We start from the raw sequence: 11,313 nt of genomic DNA, 5'->3' as shown, positions 1-11,313 counted from the left end.
CTGCTGCTGCCCGCCCGAGAGATAGGCCGGGTAGACGTCGCGCTTTTCGGCGAGACCGACGCGCGCCAGAAGTTTTTCCGCTTCGGCGATGGCATCGGCGCGCTTGACGCCCAGCACATGCACCGGCACCTCGATGACGTTTTCGATCAGCGTCATGTGGCTCCACAGATTGAAGCTCTGGAACACCATGCCAAGCCGCGAGCGGATACGCTCGATCTGGCGCCGGTCGGCCGGCACGCTGTCGCCAAAACCGTTGGGCTTGAGACGGATCTGCTCGCCATTGACGCGGATGATGCCGCTGGTCGGGTTCTCCAGGCAGTTGATGCAGCGTAGCAGCGTCGACTTGCCCGAGCCCGAGCCGCCGATGATCGCCACCACCTCGCCGTCGCGCGCCGACAGCGAAACGCCCTTCAGCACATGCAGCTGGCCGAATTTCTTGTGCAGGTTCTCGACATGGATGGCTTCGGCGGCGACGCCGTCGGCTGGGGCAAGGCGCTGGGCTGCATCAACCGCAGCCATCAGCTGTGGCCCCAGTGCGTGTACGTTTTCCCGTCAGCGTGCAATCGGCTGCTCATGGTCGCGTCTGCGATGTCCCCTGGCGGTGAAGATGGACCCTCAAGCCTTGCGGCGTCAACGGCACCATTCCCGCTTCTTATGTGCCCATTACGGCACTTGCGACGTTGTTATGCAAGTGTATAAATATTGGCACGATCCGACTTTTCTCCGGAAGATGCGAAGGTGATGGCACACGGCTCACTGTCCATGGCGCCGTCGCGCAAGGCAATCGCGCGATGATGGTCGCTGGGCGGCGAAAATTCCGCCGCGAGGGCGAGGAGCGCCGGCGCCAGGACCTGATCGAGGCGACCCTGGACTGCGTTGCCGAACATGGACTGCAGGGCGCCACCGTCAGGGCGATAGCACTGCGTGCCGGTGTGACAGCCGGGCTGATCCGGCACTATTTTCCCGGCAAGGAAGAACTTCTGCAGGCGGCCTATGCGACGATCATGGAACGCATGACCGAGCTTGCGAAGAAGGCACTTGCGACCGTCGAAAAGGATCCGCGCCGGCGGCTCGCGGCATTCGTCGAGGCAAGCCTGGTGCCCCCGGTCATCGATGTCAGGACCTTCTCCATCTGGGCGAGCTTTATCGGCCGGGCGGGTTCGGACCCTGCGTTGGGGGCCGCCCATCGCGCCGGCTATCTCGGTTTTCGCGACGAGATCGAAGCATTGGTCGCCGAGGTGTTCTCAAGCGCGGGGCGGCTCGCGCATGCTAGCGATCTGCGCAGGCACGCCATCGCCATCAATGCCATCATTGACGGGTTGTGGGTCGAAGGCTGTTTGGCCGGCGACATGTTCGGAGACGGCGAGCTGGCCGAAATCGGCATCGGCTCGGTCGAGGCCATGCTTGGCTTGAGATTGCGGCAAGAGGAAGTGACATGACGACGATCGGCGAAGCACTCATCGAATTGCTCGAGGCGCATGGCGTCGATACCGTGTTCGGCATCCCCGGCGTGCACACCATCGAGCTCTATCGCGGGCTGGCGCGGTCGAAGATCCGCCATATCACGCCGCGTCACGAGCAGGGCGCCGGCTTCATGGCCGATGGTTATGCCCGCGCGTCGGGCAGGCCAGGCGTTGCCTTTGTCATCACCGGGCCGGGGCTGACCAATACGATTACGGCGATGGCGCAGGCGCGCGCCGATTCCGTGCCGATGCTGGTGATTTCAGGCGTCAACGCCACGCCGACGCTCGGCAAGGGGCTGGGATACCTGCACGAACTGCCCGACCAGTTGGGCATGATGGCAAAGGTGGCGCTGTTATCGCGACGCGTGACCGAGGCAGCGGAACTGCCTGGCGCGATCGCCGAGGCCTTCGAGATTTTTGCGACGCGGCGGCCTGGACCGGTGCATATCGAGATACCGCTCGACGTCATGGGCAAGCTGGCGGATGGGCTGAAACCGCTGCCGCAGCGCGCCATTGCGCAGGTGTTGGATGAGACCCCGATTGCCGAAGCACTGGGCATGATCCGGCTGGCGAAGCGACCGCTGATCCTGGCCGGTGGTGGCACAAAACGCGCCGAGGCTGCCTTGAAGGCACTGGCTGAAAGGCTCGACGCGCCCATCGCGACTACCGCCAACGGGCGCGGGTTGCTGCATGGCCATGCGCTGAACGTGCCGGCGAGCCCAAGCCTCAAGGCGGTGCGTGCATTGATCGCGGAAGCCGATCTTGTGATCGCGGTGGGTACGGAGTTCGGTCCGACCGACTACGACATGTATGGCGACGGCGGCTTTGTGCTGCCTAGCAACCTGATCCGCATCGACATCGATGGCGTGCAACTCCAGCGACGGCCGGCCGCCGTTTCGATCCTGGCCGAAGCGGGTGAGGCTCTTGAGAGGCTGGGCATGGGTCTTCGTGACGAACGGCGCTCGGCCGAAGGTGCTGCGCGCGCCGGGGTGGCGCGGGAGGCTGCGTGGGACGAAATCGGGTCGGCCATGCGTGACCAGGTCAGGGCCGTCGAGACCATCCGGGATGCGCTGCCCGGCTCGATCATCGTCGGGGATTCCACCCAGCCGGTCTATGCCGCCAATCTCTACTATGACCACGACCGTCCAGGCGGCTGGTTCAATGCCGCCACCGGCTATGGCGCGCTCGGCTATGGCCCGCCGGCGGCGATTGGTGCTGCCCTGGCCGCGCCCAACGCAACTGTCGTTTGCCTGAGCGGCGACGGCGGCCTCCAGTTCACGCTGCCGGAGTTGGGTGCGGCGCTTGATGCGAATGCGCCCGTGATCTTCGTGGTGTGGAATAATCGCGGCTATCGAGAGATCGAAACCTCGATGCTCGATGCTGGCGTCGAACCTGTCGGCGTATCGCCGGTGCCACCGGACTTCCTGCTGATCGCGCAGGCCTATGGAATTCAGGCCGAGCGCTTGGCTGACATCGCCGCGCTTGCCGGCGCGTTGAAGAAAGCGCGCTCGACGGGAAAACCCTGTCTGATAGAAATCACCGTCGAATAGGCCGCATGTCGCGGCTAGTCGCGGGAGTTGAGCATGACGAAGAACTTCGAAGGCCGGCATGTCGTTGTCACAGGCGCAACCGGTGCGCTGGGTGCTGCGGTTGTCAGGCACTTGCTCGGCGAAGGCGCTGTCTGCCACCTGCCGGTCAGCCGGCCGAAAGCGCCGGACGGTTTCGAATTCGCCGGTCATGACCGCGTCCATATCGCCACCGGCGTCGACCTGACGGACGCCAGTGCCGTCGATGCCTTCTACGACGCCATTGCCGGCCTCTGGGCCTCGATCCATTGTGCCGGCGGCTTCGACATGGCGACGATTGAAACTGTCGATCCCGACCAGTTCGGCCAGATGATGGACATCAACGCCAAGACCGCCTTCTTGTGCTGCCGTGCTGCTGCCCGCTCGATGCTTGCCGGCAAGGCCGGCGGCCGCATCGTCAACGTCTCCGCGCGTGCCGGCATCGAGCCGCGCAAGGGCGGCGGCATGGTGGCTTATACGGCGAGCAAGGCGGCCGTTGCAGCGCTGACCGCAGCGCTTGCCGAGGAGTTGAAGGGCGCCGACATACTGGTCAACGCGGTGGCGCCGTCCACGCTCGACACAAAGGCAAACCGCGACGACATGCCCAAGGCGGATTTCGCCAAATGGGTCAGCCTGGAAGCTGCGGCGGCCTCGATTGCGCAGCTTGCCTCGCCGGCCAATCTGGTCACCAGCGGCACCGTGGCGGCACTTTACGGGCGAGCTTAGCGGATCGCGCGATAGGGGGCGCTGCGCTGCGGGATCGAGATCTGAGGTCCGTCCCGCTTAGTGCAAGAGCCCGCCATTCGGCACGCCGAGCAGCTTTGCCGGAAGGTAGATGACCAGCGAGGCCGCACCCGTGATGATGTTGGTGCTGTCGGCGAGCATGGTTTCGGCCTGAGCGCCTTCCCCACGAGCACCGATATCGCGATTCAGCGCGCCGCTGGCAGCCAGCGCCATGAGCGTTGGCGAGCTGGCGAAGACGTCGTGGCTGCCGCCATCGAGATCGGAGGTATCGAGAACCGTGATGTCTTCGTCCTGCAGCGCCTGGATATCGGCGCCGCTGCCGACGCGCGGATGGCCGCCGGTGAGCCTTCCCGAAACGCCTAGCGCCTTGTCCTTGCGCGACACCAGGATGGTGAAGGGACGCGGTAGCTGACCGATGTCGCGCACCTGGCTCTGGAACACGTCGATGTCGATGTCGGGTGCGGCCAGGATGACCCCGCCGAGGCGCTTGATGTATTGGCTGCGGCCACTGAGCGCCAGGCTGCGCAGCGCCTCCATGACCACATAGGTCCCCATCGAATGGCCGACCAGGACGATGCGCTTAGCCTTGGTGCGGGTGGCGATCTCGATGGTTTCGGCAAGCCCGTCGCGGCTGTAGGCGGCACTGTCGCGGTCGTAGACGTAGAGCGGCAGCGAGCCGCCCGAGGGCCATGCATAGTGCAACGCGACCGCCTTGAGGTGGTAGTCGTTCATGACTTGCGCGTTGCGAAAGATGCTGTCGGCGAAATTGTTGTTGTAGCCGTGGACGAATATGAAGATTTCGCGCTCTTTCTCCGGGCGTTTCGCCAGCGCTGCGTCTAGAGCGTCGACGAACTGCTGCTTTCCGTCGATAGGCTGGAAGCTGCGGGCGAGGAAATTGCGCGCCGGATCGGGAGAGCGGTCGCTCTTTTCGACTTTGCCCGCGACATGGGTCTTCGGGATGCCGATCTCGAACTTGGCGAAGTTGAGCGATTTCGCCCGCGCCGACGAAAAAGGCAGCGCCAGGTCATCCGATCGCGCGCGCATCGTCGACACGTAGATCGGCACCACAACCGCCGACTCGCCCTCTTTGCTGTCGCCGAGGCCGAGCACGGCTCTGCCGGCACAACCCGAAAGGACCAGAAACACCATTACGAACGTTAGAAAACGCAACTTGGGCATGAACTGGCTCTGCAAGCGGGACAGGTCTTGCAGACCTAAGAGCAGCAAATACTACCCACGGCAACCTTGTAGGCACCGATAACAGTTGCTTTGGATGCATTCGGACGCGCCGTGAAGCATTATGGCATCACTTATGACCTTTCCGAGGTGCCGGGCGGGTCAAGAGGCGACGCTTCAGCTCGCGGCTACATACCCATAGCCGGTGCCTTTCTTCTCGGCATAGCCGATGCCGGGATAAGGCCAGTGGAAGCCGAGCATCTTAATCTTGTCGGTGGCGGCGCGGTCGAGAAACGTCTTGCGAGTCTGGATAGCAAGATCGGGGATGGTGTCGAAACCGAAACGCCACTCGGGGTGCGGGAAGGCGATCGGCACCGCAACGACGGCATCGCCGACGATGATGAGCGTTTCATCGCCGGGCACTTCGAACGAGACGTGACCGGGCGTATGTCCGGGCGTGTCGAGCACCTTGATGCCGGCGTGGACCTCGTCGCCAGGCTTGAACATCGTCACCTTGTCCTTCACCGCCGTGAGATTCTTCTGTGCGCCGGTGACGAAGGGTTGCATGCCCTCGGGCACCTTCGTGACAAGGTCCTTGTCCATCCAGAAATTCCACTCCGCCGCGGCCGCATGGTAGGCAGCCTTGGGGAATGTGAGGTTTCCGTCCGTGCCGAGCGTTCCCCAGATGTGGTCGGGATGCGCGTGGGTGAACACGACCTTGGTGATGGCGTCGGGTTTGACGCCCGCCAATGCGAGATTTTCAACCAGCTTGCCGGCCGTGGGCTGAAAGTTCGCGCCGGATCCTGTGTCGAACAGGATCGTGTCCGCTCCAGAGCGGATCAGCGTGACATTGGTTTCGGGCTTGATTTCCGTGCCTGTGATGCCGGCGGCATCCAGGAGCTGCTTGACCGCGTCAGGTGGCGCGTCGGGCGCAAGGATGCTGGTTGGAAGCACCAGATGGCCGTCGCTTACCACCGTGATGTCGAGCGCGCCCTGCTTGAAGGTGTATGGCCCAGCGAGCGCAAGCGCCCGCCTCGGCAGGATGCCAGCAGCGACAAGGGCGCCTGCGGCTGCGAGAAAGCGCCGGCGGTCGAGCGTGATGAAGGTAGGACGCGAAGTGTCAGATCCGTTCATAACGTGGCCCTCCTTTGGAGGCTGACGGCCCGTCCGAGGAAGGATTATAGCGCCGATGGGTGACGCCGAGAACCGGTCGGCTGCCGCCTGCGGCAAATTATGATCGACCGAGGCTCTCGGCTCTTACCGCGCAGCCCCAAGAAAAAACCCCGCCGGATCGCTCCGGCGGGGTTTTTCAGTTCACGACAATGAGCTGTTAGCTCAGTTGTTGCGGTTCTTCAGGGCTGCGCCCAGGATGTCGCCGAGCGAAGCGCCGGAGTCGGTCGAGCCGTACTGAGCGACTGCTTCCTTCTCTTCAGCGATTTCCAGCGCCTTGATCGAGACCTGCAGCTTGCGGGTCTTCTTGTCGAAGGCGATGATGCGGGCGTCTACCTTCTGGCCGACGACGAAGCGCTCTGGGCGCTGCTCGTCACGGTCACGCGACAGGTCCGAACGCTTGATGAAGGTCTCGATGCCGCTCTCGACGAGACGAACTTCGAGGCCACCATCCTTGATGCCGGTGACTTCGCAGGTGACGACGGCGTTCTTGCGCAGTTCGCCAGAGGTCGCGGCTTCGACGACGGTGTCGCGGCCGAGCTGCTTGATGCCGAGCGAGATACGCTCCTTGTCGATGTCGACGTCGAGCACCTGAGCCTTGACCATGTCGCCACGGTTGTACTCTTCGATGACCTGCTCGCCCGGACGGTTCCAGTCGAGGTCGGACAGGTGCACCATGCCGTCGACGTCGCCGTCGAGGCCRATGAACAGACCGAATTCGGTCTTGTTCTTGACTTCGCCTTCGACTTCGCTGCCGACCGGGTGGTTACGGGCGAAAGCTTCCCAAGGATTCTCGAGCGTCTGCTTGAGGCCGAGCGAGATGCGGCGCTTGGCCGGATCGACCTCGAGCACAACCACGTCGACCTGCTGGGTGGTCGACAGGATCTTGCCGGGGTGCACGTTCTTCTTGGTCCACGACATTTCCGAAACGTGGATGAGGCCTTCGATGCCCGGCTCGAGTTCGACGAACGCACCGTAGTCGGTGATGTTCGTGACGGTGCCGGTGATCTTCTTGCCGATCGGGAACTTGGTGCCGATGTCGGACCACGGATCGCTCTCGAGCTGCTTCATGCCGAGCGAGATGCGGTGGGTTTCCTGGTTGATGCGGATGATCTGCACCTTGACCGTCTGACCGATGTTGAGGATTTCGGTCGGATGGTTGACGCGGCGCCATGCCATGTCGGTGACGTGCAGCAGGCCGTCGATTCCGCCGAGGTCGACGAACGCACCGTAGTCGGTGATGTTCTTGACCACGCCCTCGACAACCTGACCCTCTTCGAGGTTCTGGACGATCTCGGAGCGCTGTTCTGCACGGCTCTCTTCGAGAACGGTGCGGCGCGACACGACGATGTTGCCGCGACGGCGATCCATCTTGAGGATCTCGAAGGGCTGCGGGTTGTGCATGAGCGGGGTGACGTCGCGGATCGGACGGATGTCGACCTGCGAACGCGGCAGGAAGGCAACAGCGCCGTCGAGATCGACGGTGAAGCCGCCCTTGACCTGGTTGAAGATGACGCCTTCGACGCGCTCACCCTTGGTGAACTTCTCTTCGAGCTTGACCCAGCTCTCTTCGCGGCGAGCCTTGTCGCGCGACAGCATGGCTTCGCCAAGCGCGTTTTCGATGCGCTCGACATAGACTTCGACGGTGTCGCCGACCTTCAGCTGGCCGTCCTTGGCCTTGGCGCCGAATTCCTTCAGCGGCACGCGACCTTCGACCTTCAGGCCGACGTCGATGATGGCCATGTCTTTTTCAATGGCCGTAACGATACCCTTGACGACCTGGCCTTCGCCCGAATGACCGTCCGAGAAGGACTCTTCGAGCAGGCTCGCGAAATCGTCGCGGGATGGATTAGCTTGTGACATTGGATCTCCTGGTGCGTCCCGGCTAGCGGGAGCGGCGCCGTGGGTTAGCGTTGCGTTGGCCTGCCGACATCCCGGGCAAAAAGCCCTTGGCCGCCCAAAGCGGCAAATCGGCGCAAGAAGAATGCGGACAGGTCGGTTAAGTGGCGAAGCCCTGAGACTTCAGCCGTATCTTCAACTTCCAAGGACCCGATCGACGATATCCCTGGCTGCGGAAAACGCGGCTTCTATATCCATTTCTGACGTGTCGAGCAAGTGCGCGTCGTCAGCAGGGCGTAATGGCGAGTCGGCGCGCCCGGTGTCACGCTCGTCGCGGCGCACGATATCGGCCAGGATGCCGGCGAAATCGGCCCTGCCGCCATTGGCCTCGATCTCGGCCAGCCGGCGCTGGGCGYGCACTTCGGCGCTGGCCGTGACGTAGAGCTTCACGTCGGCGTCGGGGCAGACCACAGTGCCGATATCGCGGCCGTCGAGCACCGCCCCTTGCGGCGAGCGCGCAAACTGGCGCTGCTTTTCGACCAGAATTTTTCTCACTTCAGGGATGACGGCGACTTTTGAGGCGGCTTCGCCGACGGCATGCGCCGAAAGCACCTTGCGGTCGAGATGGCCGAGATCGACGAGCTTTGCCGCCTCGATCGCATGGGCCACATCGTCGAGCGGCCAGCCTTTTTCGATCAGCATCTGCGCCACCGCGCGGTAGGTCAGCCCGGTGTCGAGCAAAGCGAGGTGGTAATAGTCGGCGAGCCGGCGGGCCAGCGTACCTTTGCCCGCACCCGCGGGACCGTCGATGGCGATGGTGATGGAAGTCGGCATGTCTTGGCGCGGACCCTTCGTCAGACGCCGCGCATCAGGCCGCCATCGACCTTGAGGCTCTGGCCGGTGATGTAGGCAGCACCGTCAGATACGAGGAACGCGATTGTCGCGGCGATCTCCTGGGAGGTGCCGTAGCGCTGCATCGGCACCCCAGTGCGGCGCTCGTCGGTCTGCGGCAGGCTGTCGATCCAGCCCGGCAGCACGTTGTTCATGCGGACATTGTGCGGGGCATACTGGTCGGCAAAGAGCTTGACGTAGGCGGCGAGGCCGGCGCGTGCCACGGCCGAGGTCGGGAACATCGCCGCCGGTTCGCCGACCCAGGCGGTCGAGATGTTGACGATGGCGCCGCCCTTCTGGGCGACCATAACAGGCGCAACAAGCCGCACTGCGCGCACGACGTTCATGAAATAAACGTCGAAGCCGGTGTGCCACTGCTCGTCGGTGATCTCCAAAAGCGGCGCGCGCGGGCCATGACCGGCGCCGTTGACCAGCACATCGATGCGGCCCCATTTGTCCATGGTCAGGTCGACGAAGCGCTTGAGGTCGTCGTTCGACTGGTTGGAGCCGGTAAAGCCGAGACCGCCGAGTTCCTTGGCCAGCGCCTCGCCCTTGCCCGATGAGGACAGGACGGCGACGGAATAGCCGTCAGCTGCCAGCTTGCGGGCCGCGGCAGCTCCCATGCCGCTGCCGCCGCCGACGATCATCGCTACTTTGTCAGACATATTTCTCACTCCTCCGCCTTGCCCTGGGCGACCGCCCTATTCGATCTCAGCACCCAGATTGGCCATCAGGCCCATGAATTCCGGAAAGCTCGTCGCGATCATCGCCTGGTCATCGACGGTAACAGGTTTTTCCGAAGCCAGCCCCATGACAAGGAAACTCATGGCGATGCGGTGGTCGAGATGGGTTTTCACCGTGCCGCCGCCGAGGCCCTTGCCGCCAGGCACGCCGCGCACCGACAGCGTGGTTTTGCCTTCGGTGCAGTCGACGCCGTTGGCTTCTAGCCCGCGCGCAACGGCTGCGAGGCGATCGGATTCCTTGACGCGCAGCTCTTCCAGACCCTGCATCAGCGTCTCGCCTTCGGCAAAGCAAGCCGCGACTGCGAGCACCGGATACTCGTCGATCATCGACGGCGCGCGTTCGGCCGGAACCTTGACGCCCTTGAGCTCGGAGCCGCGCACGCGCAGGTCCGCGACGTCCTCGCCGCCGGCATTGCGGCGATTGAGGATCTCGATCGAACCGCCCATTTCGATCAGCGTAGTGATCAGGCCGGTGCGGGTCGGGTTCATCAAAACGTTTTCGATTGATATGTCGGAGCCCGGCACGATCAGCGCTGCCACCAGCGGGAAGCCGGCCGAGGACGGATCGCCGGGAACGGCGATGATCTGGCCGGTGAGCTTGCCCTGGCCTTCGATGAAGATGTGGCGAACGCCCTGCTCGTCGGCCTGGACCTCGATATTGGCGCCAAATCCCTTGAGCATCTTTTCGGTGTGGTCACGCGTCATCACCGGTTCGATGACGGTGGTGATGCCCGGCGTGTTGAGGCCGGCGAGTAGGACCGCCGACTTGACCTGGGCGGATGCCATCGGCACGCGATAGGTGATGGGCGTCGCCTGGCGGGGGCCGCGCAACGTCAGCGGCATGCGGTCGCCGGGAGCGGCGTTGATGACCTGCACGCCCATCTGGCGCAGCGGATCGAGCACGCGCCCCATCGGCCTGCCCGACAGCGAAGCGTCGCCGATGAAGGTGGTTTCCATGTCATAGGTGCCGACAAGGCCCATGGTCAGGCGCGAACCGGTGCCGGCATTGCCGAAATCGAGCGGTGCTTCGGCCTGCAACAGCGCGCCATTGCCGGTGCCCTGGATGATCCATTCGCCGTTGCGCTTTTCGATATGCGCGCCCATGGCCTTCATCGCGTCGCCGGTGCGCATCACGTCTTCGCCTTCAAGCAGGCCGGTGATGCGGGTTTCGCCTGAGGCAAGGCCGCCAAACATGAAGGAGCGGTGCGAAATCGACTTGTCGCCGGGCACGCGGGCGGTTCCAGACAGGGATTTCGACTTCCGGGCGACGGCCGGCTGTGGCACAGCTTGATGCGACATGATGGTTCCTCGTGCGGGATGCCCAAGAAATCGGGCTTTCCCAAAGATTGCGGCGGTGTCGTAGCATCGATTGCGATAAGGGTCATCCCCCATTGCCCTTGCCGGGGATTTGGCTTTGACAGCGCCACCAACTGGGGCTAAGGGGACGAAAATCTAGAAAACGAGGCCTGACGTGGCAAAATCCGAGCTTGGCACAAAGCGTATCGACCCGGAGACGGGTCGCAAATTCTATGACCTGAACAAGGACCCGATTGTTTCGCCCTATACGGGCAAGACTTATGCGCGTTCTTATTTCGACGACGGCAAGGCTGCAGCCGTCATCGAGGAAGAAGAGGAAGTCGAGACCAAGGAGCTCGACGCCGAAGAGGATACTCCTGAGGTGGTTTCCCTGGAGGACGCCGACGAAGAGTCCAAGGCTGCCGA

11 protein-coding genes are annotated in these 11,313 nt (G+C 63.4%); 4 read left to right on the top strand and 7 right to left on the bottom strand.

The features are described 5' to 3' along the window. Nucleotides 1–519 (bottom strand): ATP-binding cassette domain-containing protein (locus AC1DWF_RS26110; protein ID WP_476842214.1); only part of this gene is annotated, 519 nt, incomplete at its 3' end. A 272-nt stretch (nucleotides 520–791) separates the two neighbouring features. On the opposite strand from AC1DWF_RS26110, the gene AC1DWF_RS26105 reads away from it, so the two are divergent. From AC1DWF_RS26105 to AC1DWF_RS26095, 3 genes are read left to right on the top strand one after another with little or no spacing between them, the layout of a single operon-like run. After that, nucleotides 792–1,439, top strand: a complete 648-nt coding sequence (locus AC1DWF_RS26105) for a TetR family transcriptional regulator C-terminal domain-containing protein (RefSeq protein WP_476785137.1) — start codon at nucleotides 792–794, stop codon at nucleotides 1,437–1,439. Then, complete coding sequence (locus tag AC1DWF_RS26100; RefSeq protein ID WP_476785136.1) at nucleotides 1,436–3,013, top strand: 5-guanidino-2-oxopentanoate decarboxylase; 1,578 nt, start codon at nucleotides 1,436–1,438, stop codon at nucleotides 3,011–3,013. The genes AC1DWF_RS26105 and AC1DWF_RS26100 overlap by 4 nt, the downstream gene beginning before the upstream one ends. A gap of 33 nt (nucleotides 3,014–3,046) precedes the next feature. Continuing rightward, complete coding sequence (locus AC1DWF_RS26095) at nucleotides 3,047–3,754, top strand: SDR family NAD(P)-dependent oxidoreductase (RefSeq protein ID WP_476785135.1); 708 nt, start codon at nucleotides 3,047–3,049, stop codon at nucleotides 3,752–3,754. 57 nt (nucleotides 3,755–3,811) lie between these two features. On the opposite strand, the gene AC1DWF_RS26090 is transcribed toward AC1DWF_RS26095, so the two are convergent. The 6 genes from AC1DWF_RS26090 to aroA all read right to left on the bottom strand — a co-directional run bounded on the left by AC1DWF_RS26090 (nucleotide 3,812) and on the right by aroA (nucleotide 10,890). Then, entirely contained in the window at nucleotides 3,812–4,951 is a 1,140-nt protein-coding gene (locus tag AC1DWF_RS26090; RefSeq protein WP_476785134.1) for an alpha/beta hydrolase, read from the bottom strand. 174 nt (nucleotides 4,952–5,125) lie between these two features. After that, a complete protein-coding gene (locus AC1DWF_RS26085; RefSeq protein ID WP_476785133.1) occupies nucleotides 5,126–6,082 on the bottom strand; it encodes an MBL fold metallo-hydrolase in 957 nt (318 codons plus the stop codon). 201 nt (nucleotides 6,083–6,283) lie between these two features. Further along, on the bottom strand, nucleotides 6,284–7,981 hold the full coding sequence (gene rpsA, locus AC1DWF_RS26080) for a 30S ribosomal protein S1 (RefSeq protein WP_476786452.1): 1,698 nt from the start codon (nucleotides 7,979–7,981) through the stop codon (nucleotides 6,284–6,286). 171 nt (nucleotides 7,982–8,152) lie between these two features. Continuing rightward, nucleotides 8,153–8,791, bottom strand: coding sequence for a (d)CMP kinase (gene cmk / locus AC1DWF_RS26075; RefSeq protein ID WP_476842213.1), 639 nt, complete (start codon nucleotides 8,789–8,791; stop codon nucleotides 8,153–8,155). Between the two features lie 20 nt (nucleotides 8,792–8,811). After that, nucleotides 8,812–9,513: an SDR family oxidoreductase gene (locus AC1DWF_RS26070; RefSeq protein ID WP_476786450.1), complete on the bottom strand. Its 702-nt coding sequence runs from the start codon at nucleotides 9,511–9,513 to the stop codon at nucleotides 8,812–8,814. Between the two features lie 36 nt (nucleotides 9,514–9,549). After that, nucleotides 9,550–10,890, bottom strand: coding sequence for a 3-phosphoshikimate 1-carboxyvinyltransferase (gene aroA / locus AC1DWF_RS26065; RefSeq protein WP_476789617.1), 1,341 nt, complete (start codon nucleotides 10,888–10,890; stop codon nucleotides 9,550–9,552). A gap of 172 nt (nucleotides 10,891–11,062) precedes the next feature. Here aroA and AC1DWF_RS26060 point away from each other — a divergent pair. Further along, the coding region (locus AC1DWF_RS26060) for a TIGR02300 family protein (protein ID WP_476842212.1) at nucleotides 11,063–11,313 on the top strand (251 nt) is incomplete at its 3' end.

The organism is Aminobacter sp. P4_D5 (assembly GCF_056401815.1).
Note: the sequence above shows the minus strand (reverse complement) of the source record. Positions and strands in the feature narration are given on the sequence as shown.